The organism is Streptomyces sp. SID5469 (genome assembly GCF_009862865.1).
Taxonomy (GTDB): Bacteria; Actinomycetota; Actinomycetes; order Streptomycetales; family Streptomycetaceae; genus Streptomyces; species Streptomyces avermitilis.
Genome location: NZ_WWIN01000001.1, coordinates 4,617,544 through 4,634,126, shown reverse-complemented (window position 1 = coordinate 4,634,126; position 16,583 = coordinate 4,617,544). Strand labels below are relative to the sequence as shown.

Annotated in this window: 20 protein-coding genes; 14 read left to right on the top strand and 6 right to left on the bottom strand. The window is 63.7% G+C overall.

Annotated features, from left to right (window positions below; translation table 11 throughout):
• Positions 1-2: 2 nt before the first annotated feature.
• Positions 3-422 (top strand): hypothetical protein, encoded by a 420-nt coding sequence (locus GTY58_RS40785; RefSeq protein ID WP_237528826.1) that lies wholly within the window; start codon positions 3-5, stop codon positions 420-422.
• 213 nt (positions 423-635) lie between these two features.
• On the opposite strand, the gene GTY58_RS19585 is transcribed toward GTY58_RS40785, so the two are convergent.
• Both GTY58_RS19585 and GTY58_RS19580 read right to left on the bottom strand, forming a co-directional pair.
• The gene (locus GTY58_RS19585) at positions 636-1,079 is read right to left on the bottom strand and encodes a hypothetical protein (RefSeq protein WP_010985176.1); all 444 of its coding nucleotides are present in this window, start codon (positions 1,077-1,079) and stop codon (positions 636-638) included.
• A gap of 251 nt (positions 1,080-1,330) precedes the next feature.
• A complete protein-coding gene (locus GTY58_RS19580; protein ID WP_010985175.1) occupies positions 1,331-1,732 on the bottom strand; it encodes a hypothetical protein in 402 nt (133 codons plus the stop codon).
• A 422-nt stretch (positions 1,733-2,154) separates the two neighbouring features.
• On the opposite strand from GTY58_RS19580, the gene GTY58_RS19575 reads away from it, so the two are divergent.
• The 6 genes from GTY58_RS19575 to GTY58_RS19550 all read left to right on the top strand — a co-directional run bounded on the left by GTY58_RS19575 (position 2,155) and on the right by GTY58_RS19550 (position 10,661).
• Positions 2,155-3,684, top strand: coding sequence for a hypothetical protein (locus GTY58_RS19575; RefSeq protein ID WP_010985174.1), 1,530 nt, complete (start codon positions 2,155-2,157; stop codon positions 3,682-3,684).
• Between the two features lie 1,325 nt (positions 3,685-5,009).
• A complete protein-coding gene (locus GTY58_RS19570) occupies positions 5,010-5,363 on the top strand; it encodes a hypothetical protein (protein WP_137951340.1) in 354 nt (117 codons plus the stop codon).
• Positions 5,364-5,917: 554 nt separating this feature from the next.
• Entirely contained in the window at positions 5,918-6,400 is a 483-nt protein-coding gene (locus GTY58_RS19565) for a DUF4365 domain-containing protein (protein WP_159028997.1), read from the top strand.
• Entirely contained in the window at positions 6,397-7,602 is a 1,206-nt protein-coding gene (locus GTY58_RS19560; RefSeq protein ID WP_010985173.1) for a hypothetical protein, read from the top strand. Before GTY58_RS19565 ends, GTY58_RS19560 begins: the two co-directional genes overlap by 4 nt.
• A gap of 133 nt (positions 7,603-7,735) precedes the next feature.
• A complete protein-coding gene (locus tag GTY58_RS19555; protein ID WP_137865211.1) occupies positions 7,736-8,554 on the top strand; it encodes a hypothetical protein in 819 nt (272 codons plus the stop codon).
• A 331-nt stretch (positions 8,555-8,885) separates the two neighbouring features.
• Positions 8,886-10,661 carry an IS481-like element ISSav5 family transposase gene (locus tag GTY58_RS19550; protein WP_078234480.1) on the top strand — a complete coding sequence of 592 codons (1,776 nt, stop codon included), beginning with the start codon at positions 8,886-8,888 and terminating at the stop codon, positions 10,659-10,661.
• Positions 10,662-10,701: 40 nt separating this feature from the next.
• Here GTY58_RS19550 and GTY58_RS40780 read toward each other — a convergent pair whose 3' ends face one another.
• From GTY58_RS40780 to GTY58_RS19535, 4 genes are read right to left on the bottom strand one after another with little or no spacing between them, the layout of a single operon-like run.
• Positions 10,702-11,091 (bottom strand): hypothetical protein, encoded by a 390-nt coding sequence (locus GTY58_RS40780; protein ID WP_010985171.1) that lies wholly within the window; start codon positions 11,089-11,091, stop codon positions 10,702-10,704.
• Positions 11,088-11,435, bottom strand: a complete 348-nt coding sequence (locus tag GTY58_RS19545; RefSeq protein ID WP_010985170.1) for a hypothetical protein — start codon at positions 11,433-11,435, stop codon at positions 11,088-11,090. Before GTY58_RS19545 ends, GTY58_RS40780 begins: the two co-directional genes overlap by 4 nt.
• Positions 11,429-11,857, bottom strand: a complete 429-nt coding sequence (locus GTY58_RS19540) for an ATP-binding protein (protein ID WP_010985169.1) — start codon at positions 11,855-11,857, stop codon at positions 11,429-11,431. Before GTY58_RS19540 ends, GTY58_RS19545 begins: the two co-directional genes overlap by 7 nt.
• A 46-nt stretch (positions 11,858-11,903) precedes the next feature.
• Positions 11,904-12,311, bottom strand: coding sequence for an NUDIX domain-containing protein (locus tag GTY58_RS19535; RefSeq protein WP_037644753.1), 408 nt, complete (start codon positions 12,309-12,311; stop codon positions 11,904-11,906).
• Positions 12,312-12,418: 107 nt separating this feature from the next.
• Here GTY58_RS19535 and GTY58_RS19530 point away from each other — a divergent pair, with 107 nt between their 5' ends.
• The 7 genes from GTY58_RS19530 (at position 12,419) to GTY58_RS19500 (ending at position 16,520) form a co-directional block, all read left to right on the top strand.
• Positions 12,419-13,207 carry a GntR family transcriptional regulator gene (locus GTY58_RS19530; RefSeq protein WP_010985167.1) on the top strand — a complete coding sequence of 263 codons (789 nt, stop codon included), beginning with the start codon at positions 12,419-12,421 and terminating at the stop codon, positions 13,205-13,207.
• Between the two features lie 177 nt (positions 13,208-13,384).
• Positions 13,385-13,741, top strand: coding sequence for a hypothetical protein (locus GTY58_RS19525; RefSeq protein ID WP_010985166.1), 357 nt, complete (start codon positions 13,385-13,387; stop codon positions 13,739-13,741).
• Positions 13,741-15,120: an FtsK/SpoIIIE domain-containing protein gene (locus GTY58_RS19520; protein WP_010985165.1), complete on the top strand. Its 1,380-nt coding sequence runs from the start codon at positions 13,741-13,743 to the stop codon at positions 15,118-15,120. The genes GTY58_RS19525 and GTY58_RS19520 overlap by 1 nt, the downstream gene beginning before the upstream one ends.
• Positions 15,121-15,208: 88 nt before the next feature.
• On the top strand, positions 15,209-15,835 hold the full coding sequence (locus GTY58_RS19515) for a DUF2637 domain-containing protein (RefSeq protein ID WP_010985164.1): 627 nt from the start codon (positions 15,209-15,211) through the stop codon (positions 15,833-15,835).
• A gap of 12 nt (positions 15,836-15,847) precedes the next feature.
• Entirely contained in the window at positions 15,848-16,039 is a 192-nt protein-coding gene (locus tag GTY58_RS19510) for a mobile element transfer protein (RefSeq protein ID WP_010985163.1), read from the top strand.
• Between the two features lie 16 nt (positions 16,040-16,055).
• On the top strand, positions 16,056-16,250 hold the full coding sequence (locus GTY58_RS19505; protein WP_010985162.1) for a hypothetical protein: 195 nt from the start codon (positions 16,056-16,058) through the stop codon (positions 16,248-16,250).
• 24 nt (positions 16,251-16,274) lie between these two features.
• Positions 16,275-16,520, top strand: coding sequence for a hypothetical protein (locus GTY58_RS19500; protein WP_010985161.1), 246 nt, complete (start codon positions 16,275-16,277; stop codon positions 16,518-16,520).
• Positions 16,521-16,583: the final 63 nt, after the last annotated feature.

Below are 16,583 nucleotides of genomic sequence, written 5' to 3'. Positions count from 1 at the left end.
CTATGCATCTGAGCGGAGCGCTGCTGCTGCTCACCTTCCTTGTGCCACCGGTCTGGGTTCTGGACGCCTACGGGGCAGCCCCGGCCAATGATCCTTCGGCGGACGTGCCGCCTTTCATGATCTTCCTGGCTGTCGTGTTCGGCTGCGTGAGCTTCCACATGGTGGTGCAGATCCCCTCGGGACTGCTGGGTACTTGGCTTGGTCGGAACCGTACGGCCAGCGTCAGTTACGTGCTCGTCCTGGTGGTGGCGAGTGTGCTCACGACCGTTCTTCTGTGGGGAGCCCTGGGGGCTGGCAGCGCCGCCCAAATCCTTCCTTTGTGGGCCGACTTCATGGCGCGCGGCTCGTTGGCCATGGCTGCGTATGTCTGGCTGAGCCGCCACCTCCGGACTCGGCTTGTGCAACGATCTGTTGCCAGGTAGCGACCTCAGCTTGGGAAGCTCGGGTGATCCAGGGGACGCTGGACGCCTCACCTGCGAGGGAGCGCCCTGACGCCCCTCCGGCGCGTCCGACTTCGTAGCTGCTGTTCCCCGTGGCTCCCCGCTCGTTCTGGCACGGCTGTGGCACGGGGAACATCTGATCCGTAGCTCTATACCGGTCAGTCGATGACTTCCTCGTCGCCCCCTCCGTGTGGCTCACTCCTCCCCATCCCTGTTCAGGTACAGCGGGGAGGAGAGGTGCGTGTCCAGGTCCAGGAACCACATGGTGACGGCGTGTTCGAACTTCGCGCAGGCGTTGAGGTGCTGGGCGGTGAGGTGGGCGACGTACCGGGCGGCGGGCGTGCTGTACCGGGGAGGCTCGTCGGTGCCGGTCGGCAGGTCGTTCTTCAACGAGAGGATCGCCAGCCACCGGCCGTTGAGGAGGTCGGTAGCGAATGAGTGCAGCATCTTGCGGGCTTCGCCCATGCCGTGTTCGGACGCGAGGTGGCGGATCTCGTCGGCGTCGAAGCCCTTGAAGGCAATGTCGGGGATGCCGGACAGGTTTTCGCGGAAGCGGGCAATCGCCTCCAGCTCGGACGCGGTGAACGGGTCGGTCCCGGACTCGTACTTGGACAGGTCGTCAATGCCTGTGTCAGCCATCGTGCTCCTTCGGTGGTGCTACGAGGGTGGGACGGGGTCAGCCGAGGTAACAACACAGGTGCAGGCTCGGCCGCTCCTGTAGGGGCGTGATGCCGAGGACAGTGAGGGCGGCCTGAGCAGCGAGCAGCCAGGGGCTAAGAAGGCGCTGGGGGCAATCGCTGCCGCATAACTCCTGACCTGGCGTTTCCGGGTGACTGAGCGCAAGAGTTCGGCGTCCTCGACACGTATTCGGCAGGAGGGGTTCCGAACGTTTATCGGCCAGGGGCCGAGTGAAGTTGGTGGAGCGAGTTGACCTGCCCAATCCAGAACTCGAGTCTCGCCGTTGCGGAGGAGTCCTTGGGGAGCAGGTCGAGCCGCTGCGCGAGCGTGTAGAACCCCGGCCCGGCGTCGTTCGCACCGAGGTAGTGAACCAGTGCAGAGATCATGAGCCCGCTCTTTGGGTAGTCCTGTTCCACTATCAGGCCAAGCAGGTAGCCCATGGCGGCACGTTCGTCCGCCTGCTCGAAGTCGAAGCCGGGAAGCCCTGTCCGCCGGGCCAGCACAGAGTTCATCTCCGTATAGGTCGTGACCTTGTGGAGCTGTGCCCGTTCAACGAGGAACTTCAATCCGGCATCGGTCAACTGCTCCCATGCCTCGTCGCTTCGGCCGTACATCGCCACCCCCTGCACTCGCGGTCCAGGCATCGAGTATGCCGATCTGGCTGCCACGATGGGGCGGCTTCGATCGCACGCGGCTCCGGAGGCCGTTCCGCCTTGTGGTGTTCTTCCTGGCCAGCGCGCCGACATAGGCCCGTTGCAGATGGCCTGTCCACGAATAGTCCAGGGAACTGGAGGCCCCTGGGGCGCACAGCTAACCAGCCGATCGGAAGCCTCATCGCGTCGTGCAGTCACGTACGTCCGTCCATGAACCGCAGCCGCCTCACATGCTGCCGACGTGGCGGGAGGGCAGGGCGCCCGGCTCCTGGTCGGCAGTGGACGCAGCACCACCGGGATCTCTGCGGTAACCAGTACCTCAAGAGATCGGCCAGTGCTAGCATGATCGCTTATTGTAGCCACAAAATGGCAGGGAGTAGCGGATGCGAATTGAGTGTCTACGTTCGAGCATCTCCAGCGGGGGTAAGGTCTTCCCAATTTACATAGGATTTGCTTCCGCTGCCGACATCTCTAACATCGCGATTGCTCCAGCCTTCACTCGGCAGACCGACCATCAACAGATTGCAGCAAACATCACTGCTCAGCCCGTTCGGGATTGGCAACGGCCCATCAACTATGACCGTGTGGATCAGATCGCTGAGGTTTTCAATAACTCTGGCGCCCTAATGCCTAATCCGGTGCTGCTTGCAAAGAACGCCTTCACGTCGGGCATTAGCATCCGACCCAAGCGTATCGACTCCACTTCGTACAGTACAGGCACTTTCATTGTTGATGTTCCGGAGGATGTCAAAGATCCTTCTCAGAAGCCACTTTGGATTCTCGACGGTCAGCACCGAATTACTGGGCTGAGTAGATCTGCGCAATCCGGGGACCCTGTTCCCGTTGTACTGCTACTCGACGATGGCAGCAATGCTTATAGCAGCCCGCTGCTGGCCAACCTATTCGCCCAAGTGACAACGGCGGCTACCAAGCTGGACGAGCTACATAATGAATGGCTCACATACGCCTTTAACCTGGGAAAGTATGCGACGAGCAGAAATGCTAGCGATGCCGCGAAGCGGGCCTTCGAAACTGTCGTAGAGCTGTGTCGTACACCTGCATTCCGCGGTGAGGCGAACCCATTCTTTAATAACGTGCAGTTCAATGAGCACCGGCCAGCTAGTCCGACTTTCGGTGGGTTTTCCTTTAAGTGTAATGCGCTCGGCGACCTCGTAAGTCGTCACTACTATAATCTGCCCGTTCAGCATCGGGTTCATCTGAACCCGTCGGAGCTGGCGGCCGAGTTGAGCCACGCCTACATTGCGCTTCATCAAACGGTCGGGAACCATGCCTCGTCGGTCTTCTTTGGGAAAGCCCAAAGTCAGCAGACCATCATGCAGGAGGCCTTTCTTGTTGGTGTTCTTGCACGAGCTTTGACCTATGGGTCGACGGCGGATTACAGATCTCTACTGCAAGAACTTAAGTTCCAAAATACTAACTGGGACTTTTCGTGGGTTCGCGCCCTTAGCGGACCGGCTAACACGGTCAGCAAAAGAATCGCTCGGAATGTTCTCGAAGATGCACTGGTTAGGGGTGCGCTCCCCGAGGCTAGCGGAAACCTGGCCGATCATCTTAAAGGAAACGGGGCCGCGGTCGTTCTTACGTTTAGCCGACTAACGCCAGCCGGCCGCCCGGCTAAGCAAGGGAAAGAGCAGTACAAGATGTTGCGGGGCGCAACTGGCAGCCATAATGCGGGAACGACGACACACGTAAAAGCAACTGAGCAAACATCCAACGTCGGCGACTTTGAGATTCTGGACGCGAAAACGGTGGGGCGCCCGTTGCGGTACAAAGAAATTGAGGGGAGGGGTTTGTGCTTGAATGGAGAATATTCGAATCCCCTGGAAATCGTGGTCGTAATGAAGCACTATGGCGATCTGTCTAGCCAGTCGGAGCTACAGATCAACTGGTGATTGACGTAGATGTAATGCGCCAGCGCTTCAGTGGCGCCTTCAGTTATCTCCAGTTGGTGAATGAGCTTGAGGGCATCTCCGTCGACACTTGGAAAATTCGACACATGGATGCACGTGCTCTGCGATCCCTTCCGGAAGCTCTTGCTCTAATCAATCCGATTGTTGCGCCTATCTCGCGAGACGATTGGACTAGGTGTGTTGGACCTCGTTCCTTCAATATCGTTCGTCCAAGAAGCACTCATTGCGCTTCTCGCGTCGTATGGGGGTATGAATGCCCACAGGTTCGCGTAGGCCATCAGATTGATCACTTTTGGCCCTACAGCCTAGGTGGGCGCAGCGTCGTAGAGAATGGTCTCTGGCTTTGCGAGATTCATAATCGAGCAAAGTCGGACGATGTTCATTTTTATGCCTGGGAGGAGGGGCGATTCCCGTCTTGGCTCTCCATCACTCTCGCCCATGTTGAATCTCGATTGCAGTGAAAGCGTGAAATCCTCCGATGTGTGTCTCTGGGGCACGGGTTTGGCGCGACTGGCAGGTCCATCCCTGGCCTGTCTGGAGCGGTGCGGAGACTCCTCTGGGATCCAGACCACGCTCGGGCTCTGTCGATGGCCAGGGGATGACCTGCCAGTACTGACCACGCGTTACTCCTTCAACCAAGCGCACGCTTTCCAACTGTGTTGGTGGGGTGAGGGGCTGCGTCCAGGTGCGTTCACCTTGGTTCATGGGCGGCTGGCCGCCGGTGCGGGGACGGCTCCGAATCTCGCCTGAACGACGGTGAACGGGGCTGAATGAGACGGAAAATGAGACGGCCGTGCGTTCTCCAGTCCTTCTTGCTGCCTTGGTTGGCCCGAGAGGAGGTCGCGGAGGTCTTGCTGGCCAAATAGGCATACTTGTCCGGCTTCTTGGCGCGTCCTCACACTTCCGGCATGGTGTATCGGTGCCGTGCGCAGACCGACGACGGGACATTATGCAAGAACCGAGTGACCGGCCCAGACGTGCGATGTCACCACCATCGCGGTCGGCCGGCCGGACGCGTCCCCACGCCCCGTAAACGACCTGCGAAGCGTGCCCAACCCCCGCTTCGAGCACCGCGGCAGTCGGCCACGCCCAGGGCCGCCACTCGACCCCAACGACGCCCCCAGCCTCCAACACAAGCCACCCGAGAGCGTCAGAGAGCGGAGGAGGCCGCGCGACTATGCCTGGACGTCGTCGAACACGGTGGCACCGCGGTCATCGCTGAGCGCGCGTCTGCCTACGTCTCGGACGAGACGTGGAAAACGCTCGTGAAGCGCCATCGCCGGAGAGGCTGTGATGACCTCGCCCAGTTGGCGCGCAGCATCCTCAAAGGCAAGGATCGGTTGCATGAGGCCGTTGGCCGCGCAGCAGGCGGCCTCTTCGGCTTGCTGGGTCGCCCCAGGATCGAGCGGGTCTTTGCGCAAGAGCTGGCCCGGAGGATCCCACTGCCGGTTGATGCGAAACTCTCGGCAGCTGCGCGGGGCTTGCAGATCGCGGGTATCTACATCTGCATCGTTGGCAACAGAGACCTAGCCGACTGCGCCTGCCTGCGAGACGTGCTCAAGGTCGAAGGCAAGGAACGTCTACAGCGACTGATACAGGGCGCGATGGAGGACTGGAAGGGGCTTCCTCGACGCATACGCGATGGCGTAACCGAGTTATGAGAGTCCGACTGCGGGGAGGTGCGTGACCCCTAGTGCTGACTCTTAGCTTGGGAAGCTTAGGTGCTCTAGGCGCGGGAGCACTGCTGACCTGCGGCGGAGTGGATTCGGCCCCTGGCGATTCGTCGACTGGTTCCCCGGTGTTCCACGTGGCTCCCCGCACGATCCGGCACGGGTCTGGTACTGACCTCATCGTCTGAACCACTGCTGAGGCCGTTGGTGCCCGGTGGGCTGGCCACCAGGCCACCGTGGAATTCGCGGGTGACTGCCGTGTGCCAGACGCTGTACTCCGTTGAGCACACCAGGGCCCGCGCTGTGGCTGGCGTCCAATTTGATCACATCGAGAGGACTGCATGGGCTGCGCTTGGGCCTACGTACTGATCATCCCGAACCCGGAGAGCTACGTTCTCGTTACAGCGAGGGTAGACGATCTATCGGTTGGTGAAAGATCCTCGTAGCGTGTGCACCTAGCTTCAGGGGGAGGGCAACACATGTTGAGCACAAGTGCGGAGGTGCCAGCAGAGCCGCTGAGAGGCGACCTGCGAGAGAAGGACCGCATGGAGATGCTTCAGGAGGGCTATCTGCGGGCCGTAGCGGCAGCTTCAGGTTGCACCATGGCGAAGCCGGAGCCGGATGATGGCATTGACTGGCAACTCACTCACTCTTCAGACTCACATGAAGTCGACTGCCAAATTGACCTCAAAATACAATTAAAGAGCACCTGGACCTCTCCCGCTTCTCCGTCTAGCGGGTTCGTGTCCGTGAATCTTAGTAATGATCGACTTGAGATGATGGCACGAACACCGGTAATGGTGCACAGAATCCTAGTCGCCATGATTGTGCCAAAGGACATCGCACGCTGGGTGGAGGCGAGTCATGATTACTTCGCGCTTCGTCATTGCGCGTACTGGCGGAGCTTATCCGGCGAAGTGCCAAGCGGAAGAGAACACACTGCGGTCCGGGTAACTACGTCGAATATTTTCGATGATGTCGCGCTCTGCGGCATAATGGAAAGGATCGGAAAAGGGGGAATGCCATGAATTCCCCGAGCTACAAGGAGATCGCGTCTAGCATCTCAGATTCTCAGCTGGCGTTAATTTTGGAGCGCAGTGGTTGGGAAAGATTCGGAGGGCAGGAGAGCCTATACAGTCGCTGGCGTCCGAGTGGTGAGAGGGGCGTCGGTGGACTGCTACTACCGCAAGACTCGGGAGTTGCAGACTATGCGGAACTACTCGCCCAGGCGGTAGCTCAAGCGTGGAAGCTTGGAGATGATCGGGTTCGATCTCTTCTTGAAAAGGCTGTTGTCACCAGTACCCTAGGTGACGAGATTAGATTCCAGAAGGAAGCGCAAACGCACCACGGAACCATTCAGTGGCTGGCAGGGGAGGACCTGTATTCTGCCGCCCGTAAGTCAATGGTGGTGGCGGCAAAATCGCGCAAATCGAAACTTGCATATTTCGGGAATTCGAATTCTCATCTCGCTCGCTCGTTTCTGGATTCCGTTTTAATGGGGCAGACGGAAGTCGGAAGTTACGTTGTTACTGCCTATGCGCCACCAGACGAAGTTTTTACCGAGAAGAAGCTCAAACCAGGCGACACAAGACCGTTGACGGGCACCCACACCGGCCGGGACATCACGCGTGGATTGGTGCACGTGCTTGAGACTACCCGTGAGGTCGTGGACCATTTTGCAGATACTGGATCCACGTCGGGCTTTATTGAAAGCGTGGGTCGTGGGTTCTGCTACGAGATTACTCATGCCGTGCGGGATCTGGTTAGAGATTCACGCGGTGGTGAGGTTCGCGTTGAGATGACAGTAGCGGCTGATCTATTCGAAGAAGTGCACACTGAGTCTCACAGCCTGGAATTTTCGCCTGCTGATTACCCGATTCTCGAAAGAGCTGGCAATGTGCTGGCAGCCACGTCAAGGCCTCAGCGAGTGACAGTATTGGGTTCCGTCACCCTTTTGGAGCGACCTAATCCGGGCAGGCCAGGTCTGATTAGGCTTGATGTTCTGGCGGGAACTGCAGCGCGGAAGATGAGGGTTAGGCTAAATGCCGAAGATTACGACCTCGCTATGGATGCGCACCGAGATAACATGGCGCTTAAGATCACTGGTCGACAAGAGATCGAGGGGCGCTATTACTGGCTCTACGCCCCAGAGCAAATCGAACTTATTCCCATGGAGATCGTTGAGGGGAACGCTGGTTCCCCAAGCTCAGAACAGCACCCGTTGTTCTGATTTTGCTTGCTCGTCTCACCTCGGTGATTCGTCAACCTGACTGGTGCTTAATGGGTCCTGCCGGAGGGGCCCGGAACGCCAGGCAACATTTATGCTGGTTGGCAATGTCGGCCACGCTACTAGATCGCCAAGCTTGGACAGCTTCATAAAGGCGGAAAGTGGTGGCGCTATGTCTGATGTTTCTGATCCGAACGACGAAAGTGAAATGGACAACGAATCCGAGGGGGATCCTCTATCTGGCTGGAGCCGGTTCGCGGCCGGATTTACGGGACTAGCTTTATCTAGCGTTGGTGCAGCAGCCGTCTTTATGACAAATAATCAGGCGGGCTCCGTCGCGCTCATTCTGGGTGGGATCGTGTTCCTACTCATGCTAGTAAGCGGCAATCCGCTTCTTAGCTTCGGGCACGGCGATACCCAAATGAAATTCGCGACCAAGCGGAGACGTGAACGAGCTATTGAAGAGGCTCGCGAGGCATCTCCTCAGGAGGCTCGCCGAGCGCTTGATGTCCTAAGGACGGTGGATCCTGGTGCAGGCAGCGATGTCAACTTTATGCGGACCTCTGCGCTGGTTTACGAGCGTCTGATCGTGGCCGAACTCACTCGACTCTTTCCTGAGTATGGTGTCCTAGAGCAGGGCGTAGACCTCGGCGCAGACTTGAGGGTTGTTACGCCAGACCAGAGGTCAGTTTCTATTGAAATGAAGTATCTGACCCAGAAAAGCTTTGTTTCAGCGCAATATGTAAGACAGTTGCTCGGAATGGCTAGCATTAGCGTGGAAGGTCATTTGCTCGTAAGTAATAGAGCGCTGACACGCCCGGCCGCCGAACTGTTATCCGATGCTCGTAGGCGGGGCATCAAGGTGGAGTTTTCGCGTTGGAGGGACGAGCAGGATAATGGCGACCTTTATGAGGCTGTAAGTGCTTTGCTCCATGCTGATGGCGGTGCCTCGTAAAGCCGTGGAGCCGACCGCCCAAGCCACGACGTACCCCTTTCTCTGGCATCAGCGGCTGACTGCTGAGAGCGCGGCGCGGGCGGCGGCTGGGCTGGAGCGGGGCGGAGACAGGAGCGCAGGCCCGGCCGGGGGCCGGGCCGCGCGCGGGGAGCGGAGCGAGCCGCCTTGAACCAGTAGAGAAAGTTGTAACTCAGTCGGTCACGTGGGGCTTTGTCTTGTCTCGGTTGATGCTTGACGTTGTGGCTTCACCTGATGCTTGACACCGCTTGCCTCGGCTTGGCTGTGCGCGTCTGATCCGCGTGCAGGGAGGGCCGGGGCCGTGCTGGTGGAGTTGAGCGTGGTCGAGCAGCGGTATCACGCGGTGATGGAGGTTGCTGCGGGAGTTCCGGTCACTCAAGTCGCGGCCCGGTATGGGGTGTCGAGGCAGTCGGTGCACTCCTGGGTGCGCAAGTACGAGCAGTCGGGTCTTGCGGGACTGACGGACCGGTCGCACCGGCCGGCCTCGTGTCCGCACCGGATCGCGTCGGAGGTGGAGGCGGTGGTCTGTGAACTGCGGCGCCGGCATCCCACCTGGGGTCCGCGCAGGCTGGTGCACGAGTTGGAGCGCAGGGGCCTCGCACCGGTGCCCTCCAGGGCGACGGTCTATCGGGTTCTGATCCGCAACAGTCTGATCGAGCCGGGGGTCCGCAGGCGTCGCCGGTCGGATTACCGCAGGTGGGAGCGGTCGGCGGCGATGGAACTGTGGCAGATGGACATCGTCGGCGGACTGCTGCTGGCAGATGGCGGCGAATGCAAGATGGTCACCGGGATCGACGATCACTCCCGGTTCATGGTGATCGCGAAGGTGGTCCAGCGGGCCACGGCCCGCGCGGTCTGTTCGGCCTTCGGGGAAGCGCTGGTGCGGTTCGGAGTGCCCGAGGAGGTACTGACCGACAACGGCAAGCAGTTCACCGCCCGCTTCTCTCCCGGCAAGCCGGGAGAGGCGATGTTCGACCGGATCTGCCGGGAGAACGGCATCACCCATCGGCTCACGAAGCCGCGGTCCCCGACCACCACCGGGAAGATCGAACGCTTCCACCAGACCCTGCGGCGTGAACTCCTCGACCAGCAGGACCCGTTCACCGACCTGGCCACCGCGCAGGCGACCGTGGATGCCTGGCTGGAGGAGTACAACCGGATGCGGCCTCATCAGGGACTGGACATGGCCGTCCCGGCCAGCCGCTTCGTCCCCCGGCCGCGGGCCGAGCAGGATGCCCTGCCGGTGAGGCTGCCCGCCCGCCTCGACCCGGTCCCCGCGCCGGCATCGGCGGAGCCGGAACCAGCGACGGTGCCGCGGGCCTGGCCGATGACCGAAGGCGAGGTCGGCGCGATCGAGGTGGACCGGGTGGTTCCCGCGTCGGGGAACCTGAGCCTGCGCGGGCAGCAGATCTGGTTCGGCCCGGCCCTGGCCGGCACCACGGTGACCCTGCGGATCGACGTGAACCGGCTGCACGTCCTGATCGGCGGCGGCCGGCACAAGACGCTGCCCTCGAAGCTGTCCGGCCGTGACCTCAAAGCCCTGCTGGCCGGCGGAGACGCCCGGCCCGCCGGACCCTGGGCCGAGGAGCCCGGACCGGCCAGGGACACGAAGGGGACGGTGGAGGTGGACCGCACCGTGAACGCGGTCGGCTACGTCGGCCTGGGCGGCGACAAGGTCCTGATCGGCTGGCCGTTCGCCGGACAACGGGTCACCCTGCGGCTGGACGGACGGGTCCTGCAGGTCCTCGACGAGCAGCGCGTCCTCAAGGCCACCCTGCCCAGCCCGCTGCCGGCCTCGGCCTGCGGGCGCCTGCAAGGAAGCCGTCCGGCCGGACCGCCTCCCCTGCTGCCGCCGCCCGCCGAGCAGATCGCCGAGCGGACCGTCAGCAGCGTCGGCGGCTTCATGGTCGCCGGACAGCGCATCCAGCTCGGTCGCGGCTATGCCCACCAGGTCGTCACCGCCCACCTGGCCGAGGACGTCATCCGCGTCTTCCACGGCCCCGAGCTGATCACCACCGTCCCGCGCGTGACCAGGAAGGAGGTGGTCGTCCGCAAGTCCGGCGAACACAACCGCCGGAAGATCGTCTAGGGCAGACGTCAAGCATCACCCGACGCCAACCCGTCAACCATCAACTGAGACTCGACACGGTCACGTGGGGCTTGAAGTCATATGCGCAGCACGGAAGTTCAAGGCCTCGCCGGTGGGCCAGGGGTAGGAAGAGCGCTGGTCGGGCAGTCCAAGTGATGCGTGTGCCGCCCTGGTTGATCGTGACAGTGCAGGGCTCCGAGCACAGGAGAGCTCTCCTCGTCTCGATGCGGCCCTCGTACAGCCACTCCCAGGCTTCGTCGGAGGCTCTGGAGTCCAGTGCTGGCGTGATGGTGCGCAGTGCGATCGCTATCCAGCGGTCTGCCTGTCCGGCGGAGTGGGCGTCGAAGGAGCTGTGAAAGGCCGGACTGTCTGCCTTGGTGAGGTCTTCGGTCCAGCATTCGCACCAGAAGCCGCGGGTGTATCCGTTCACGAGGTCACCCCGGGCGGGTAGGCCACGAGGACGTAGCGCGTGTTCTCGTCGTGCAGGGTGAGTTGGTAGGCCGTGCTTGTGGTCAGGTAGGCGAGGGCTCGTTCGTGTTCCGTCTCGTCCCTCAGCCAGTAGCGGCCCGGCTGGGCGTATGCCATGTCGAGTTGGTCCGTGACGTTCCTCGTGCGTTCGCGGAGCCACCGCAGTGCCAGGCGGGGGCTCGTCGCATCGTGAGCTCCCAGGGGGATGGAGCTGGTCTCGTGCAGCGGGTAGGCCGTGGCCCAGCAGCGGTACGTGCCGTCCTGCCCCGCCGCGGCTAAGTCCTCGGGAGTGGTCGAGGTCAGCACGGGTGGCCTCCCGGGCGGGCGCTCGTGAAGAGTTCTGCGGTGACTGTGTGGCCGGCCTGGCTGTCGTGGATCACGACTCGGTGGGCGATCGCGCTGACCATGCCGAGGCCTCGCCCGTGTGTGGCGTTCTGGTCGGCGTGCTCGGTCTTCGGTGCCGTCCCGGTGCCGCCGTCGTCTGTGACTGACAGGGCGACGACCTGGGAGGAGACCGCGAGGGCCAGATGGAAGCTGCCTGACTGCTGTCCGCTGGCGGTGTGGAGGATCGCGTTCGCGCTTAGTTCGCTCACGATCAGTTCGGCGTCCTCGGCTAACGGTGAGCCGCGCAGGATGTCCCGCGTCCAGCGGCGGGCCCTGCTGACCTCTTCTGGGAAACCTGGGCAAGTGAGTCCCCAGACCCGCGCAGTGCTCGTATACTCGTGCATACAAGTTCCTTCGTGCTGGTAGGCCGCCATGTGCAGCGGGTTCGGGCTAGACGAGTTTCACGCCGTCGTGGGCGCGGATGGCCGGCGGGGATGCCGCGTCGAGTGCGTCAAGGACGCGGATCGCGTACGCCTCGTCGGCGAGTTCGGTGACTTCTTCGCGGGTGGCCCAGCGCAGTGCGTAGGTCTCGTCCCCGGTGGTGGGTGTGCCGTCGGCGGCTTCGCATCGGAAGACCAGCGAGACGATCAGGCCCGTCATGTTCTTGTAGACGCCTGTGAGGGTCGCGGGGAGCGCGATCTTGATGCCGGTTTCTTCGAGGACTTCGCGCTGAAGGGCCTCGGGGAGGGTTTCCTCCCGCTCGACGATGCCACCCGGAGGTTCCCAGTGACCGTTGTCGCGACGCTTGATCAGCAGGGCTCGGCCCTGGTCGTCGACAATGACTCCGGCAACGCTCACGGAGTGCGGGCGGTCAGTGGTCACGTTCCTCGGCCTTCTCGGATGGCTAGGCTCTCCACCGTAGCAACAACACTCGCCCACTCGTCTAGATACCTAAAGGAGTACTCGTGACCTCACTCCCGACCAGTCTGCTTGGCGACCTGGACCCCACGAGCGATCGTGCGGTGTTCCGGCAGATCGCCGACCAGCTGCGCGAGGCCATCGACCGTGGGCGATTCAAGGAGGGCGAAAAGCTCCCCTCGGAAGCTGAGCTCGTCGAGCACTACGGAGTGTCCCGGATGACCGTCCGGAACTCCTTCTCCATCCTCCAGGGCGAGGGGCTCGTCCATGCCGAGCACGGAAAAGGCGTCTTCGTACGACCACGGCCACCCGTGCGGCGACTAGCCTCCGACCGGTTCGCCCGGCGCCACCGCGAACAAGGGAAGTCCGCGTTCATCGTCGAGGCCGACGCCGCCGGAAGTCACCCGCAGGTGGACAGCCTGGAGGTGAAGGAGGAGAAGGCCAGCCAGGACATCTCCACCCGGCTCGGCTCCGTACGGCGCGTGCTCGCCCGCCGGCGCCGGTATCTGCTCGACGGGCGTCCGGTCGAGTTCGCCACCTCGTACCTTCCGCTCGACATCGCCCGGGACACCCCGATCGCCGAGCCCAATCCCGGTCCCGGCGGCATCTACGCCCGTCTTGAGGAACTGGGCCACCGGCTCGACCACTTCGAGGAGGAGATCCGGGCCCGGATGCCCTCGCCGTCCGAGGTCAAGACGCTCCGGCTGGCCTCCGGCGTGCCCGTGATCCACCTGATCCGCACCGCGTACGACACCGAGGGGCGGGCCGTGGAGGTCTGCGACACGGTCATGGCAGCGGACGCGTACGTCCTGTCCTACCAGCTCCCGGCGACGTGATCGGTGTGAGGAGCGGGTGATCCGCGGTGGTGCGCGGGGCCGCTTCCCGGAACTCGTACACGCCAACAGGCATACTCGTATAGACGAGTGGGCAAGTTGTGTGGCAGGGTGGTCGTCGTTCCCGGAGATCGGGTTCGAAGGCTGCATCTTGTATAGACGAGTAGATGGGAAGAACTCTTGCGCACCATCCGTGTGGAGACCTCGGCCGCGACGATCCTGCTGACCGAGGCGCCCGAGCCCAAGGTCCGCGACCGGCAGACCGGCGAGATCGCCAAGGACATCAACAGCGGTGAGGCACTGATGACGATCGGCGTCGTCTACATCGAGGAAGGAGAGTCCTCCCTCATCAAGGTCACCGTTCCTGAGAGCGGTGTCTCCGAGGGGCTCGCGCTCGGCGCTCCGGTCTCGCTGCCGGGGCTCGTGGCCCGGCCGTGGGAAAGCGTGTTCAACGGCCAGCAGCGGCACGGCATCGCCTACCGCTCCGCCGCCGTCACTCCGGCCGCGTTCCCGGCCGCCATGGGGGCCACGGCCTGATGACCGATCTGGCAACGCTTCTGGAGGTGGGTGGTCCCGTCGCCGCGCTCGGCGGCGGGGCTGCCTACACCCGGGCCAAGCACCCCGGCGTCTACTGGTCCACGGTCGGTCTCCTGATATCCACGGCCCGGCTGCTCAGCTCCTACAGCTCCGTCATGGAGGCCTGCGGCCTGACCGTCGCTCCCTCCCGGCTGCGGGTCCTGGCGGTCAAGGCCACCACCCGACGGGAGATACGCCCCGTACCGCCGCGTCGGGGAATCATCCGGCCCACTTCGACCGGGTTACGGCTTCGTCTGCGGCTCGCTCCCGGGCAGGAACCCGCCGACGTCGCCGCCTCGGCCGAACGGCTTCGGCATGCCTGGGGCGTTCACGCCGTGTACGTCACGACCGTCAAGCCCGGTGTGGTCGAACTGCGGCTCGTCGGCTTCGATGTCTTGCGGCGGGTACGGATGCCGCGCAAGGTCGATGGCGGGTTCCTCAAGGTGCCTGTGGCGCTGCGGGAGGACGCGACTCCCTTCGTACGGGACTACCGCACCGTGCCTCACCAACTGACCCTCGGCGCAACCCTGTCCGGCAAGTCCATGTACCTGCGGCATCTCGTCGCCGGACTCGCCCCGCAACCCGTCGCCCTGGTCGGCATCGACTGCAAGCGCGGTGTGGAGCTGGCGCCGTTCGCCGCCCGGCTCTCGGCACTGGCCACCGACCCCGAACAGGCGGCCGAGCTGCTGCCGGTGCTCGTCAAGGAAATGGAGGACCGATACGACCTGATCAAGGCCCGGCAGGGGATCGCCCCGGACGCCCCCGACGAGGAGATCACCTCCGACATCTGGGGCCTGTCCGAGCACGAACGCCCCGTCCCCATCGTCCTGTTCGTGGACGAGGTAGCCGAACTCTTCCTCGTCGCTACCCGCAAGGACGAGGACCGACGCGACGAAATGGTCACGCAACTCATCCGCCTCGCCCAGCTCGGCCGCGCCGCCGGTATCTACCTGGAGGTCTGCGGGCAGCGCTTCGGCGCCGAACTGGGCAAGGGAGCGACCATGCTCCGGGCCCAGTTGACCGGCCGTGTCTGCCACCGCGTCAACGACGAAGCCTCCGCCAAGATGGCGCTCGGAGACATCGCCCCCGAAGCCGTCTCCGCCGCGTGCGCCATCGCTCCCGAACGGCCCGGCCTGGCCGTGGCCGGTGACACCTCCGGCGGCTGGTCCCGCATCCGCACCCCGTACCTCTCCCTCGGCGACGCCGCCGAGATCTGCCGCCAGGCGGCCCACCTGGTGCCCGACCTCCCCGCGCTCAAGCGCTTCCGGTCCGACGTGCCCGTACGGCCCGTCGACACGACGAGGGCCCCGGTACTCCAGCCGCGCCCCGTGACCGACTGACACTCGCTCCCTCCCCACTCCGGTCGGCGTGACCGTCTCGCGCCAACTCCCTACCCCTGCCATGCCTGAATCCGGAAGGAGCCGCAGCATGCGCGCCCAACTGGCCCGTATCGACGCGGTACTCGTACAAGCGCTCATCGCCGCAGCACTGTCCTTCGCCCACCTGCACGACGTCGCCTCGGCCGCCGGTCAGGACGGATGGAAGGCCTGGGCGTATCCCATCTCCGTCGACCTGCTGCTCGTCGCCGCCTGGCGCCGGTTGCGGACCGGCGACGCGAAAGCGGCTGGGTGGTGCTGGTTCGTCATCGCGCTCACCGCGTCCCTCGGAGCCAACGTTGCCACCGCCGGGCTCCTCGACCTGGACCAGGTGCCGGCATGGCTCCGCATCCTCGTCGCAGGCTGGCCCGCGGTCGCCTTCCTCGGCGGGACCCTCCTCGCCCACTCGGCCCCGGGTCCGGTCCCGCACGAGGACACCGAGGACGAGCAGGACCAGGAGGACGCGCCCGATCCCGCCCCGGAGCTCCCCACGCAACCGGCTCCCGAACCGACCCCCGCTCCGCCTGCCGTAGCCGTCCCGGCCGCCCTGGTCGAGCACGCCCGCAAGGTCGCCGCCGAACACCACACCCGTACCGGAACGGCCATCGACACCCCGACCCTCCGCGCCCGGCTCGGCGTCCCCGCGCCCATGGCCGACGCCATCGCCGCCCACCTCTGAAAGGAGATCCGCGTGACCGCCAACCGCCGCTTCCGGTCCGTCACCCGCATAGGCCCCGTTCAGGTCGGCACGTCCTACGACGACCGGGGCCACGAGAAGCACACCGCCGCCTGCACCGCCCCGCGCTGCGGCTTCTCCGCCGACTACGACAGCCGCGCCGCCGCCGAACTCGCTGCCCGTACCCACCGCTGCCCCGTCCGCTGAAAGGACCTGCACCCCCGTGACCGTCAGCCTCCCGCTCGTCGTCGTCCTCGGCTTCATCGCCTGGGGAGCGGTCAAGTTCCTCGGCGTCCGTACCTGGATCGTCGTCGTGATCGCCCTGTTCGGCTTCCTCCTCTCGCACACCTTCATGGCTCCCGCCATCGACTCCGGCACGCGTTCCGGCGTGGGCATTGTCAACGGCTCACATGACTAGACGAGTAGATAAGGAGACTCCGCTGTGTTCCTGCCCAAGTACCCCGACAACTCGACCCCGCCGCCCGCACACACCCACACCCCGGCCGACCCGGCACCCGTACGACGCACGCTCCTGCAGATCTCCATCAGCCCCGGAGCAGTCGCGGCCGTCCTCGTCGGCGGAGTCGTCCTGACCGCGCTCCTGGCCGCCGTCGCCGTCACGGCCATCTCCGTGGCCATCGCCGCCGTGGTCCTGCGCTCGATGCTCCGCGACCACCACCGGCGCTGAACGGCATCTGATGCCCCGGGGCGGTTCGACACGGCCAAGCATCCACCGCCCCGGGGCTCATCC

Bases quoted from the DNA above. Each gene is read 5' to 3' on its own strand.
- GTY58_RS40785 (WP_237528826.1), top strand. From the start codon at position 3: ATGCATCTGAGCGGAGCGCTGCTGCTGCTCACCTTCCTTGTGCCACCG.
- GTY58_RS19585 (WP_010985176.1), bottom strand. From the start codon at position 1,079: ATGGCTGACACAGGCATTGACGACCTGTCCAAGTACGAGTCCGGGACC.
- GTY58_RS19580 (WP_010985175.1), bottom strand. From the start codon at position 1,732: ATGTACGGCCGAAGCGACGAGGCATGGGAGCAGTTGACCGATGCCGGA.
- GTY58_RS19575 (WP_010985174.1), top strand. From the start codon at position 2,155: ATGCGAATTGAGTGTCTACGTTCGAGCATCTCCAGCGGGGGTAAGGTC.
- GTY58_RS19565 (WP_159028997.1), top strand. From the start codon at position 5,918: ATGGAGATGCTTCAGGAGGGCTATCTGCGGGCCGTAGCGGCAGCTTCA.
- GTY58_RS19560 (WP_010985173.1), top strand. From the start codon at position 6,397: ATGAATTCCCCGAGCTACAAGGAGATCGCGTCTAGCATCTCAGATTCT.
- GTY58_RS19540 (WP_010985169.1), bottom strand. From the start codon at position 11,857: ATGCACGAGTATACGAGCACTGCGCGGGTCTGGGGACTCACTTGCCCA.
- GTY58_RS19520 (WP_010985165.1), top strand. From the start codon at position 13,741: ATGACCGATCTGGCAACGCTTCTGGAGGTGGGTGGTCCCGTCGCCGCG.
- GTY58_RS19515 (WP_010985164.1), top strand. From the start codon at position 15,209: ATGCGCGCCCAACTGGCCCGTATCGACGCGGTACTCGTACAAGCGCTC.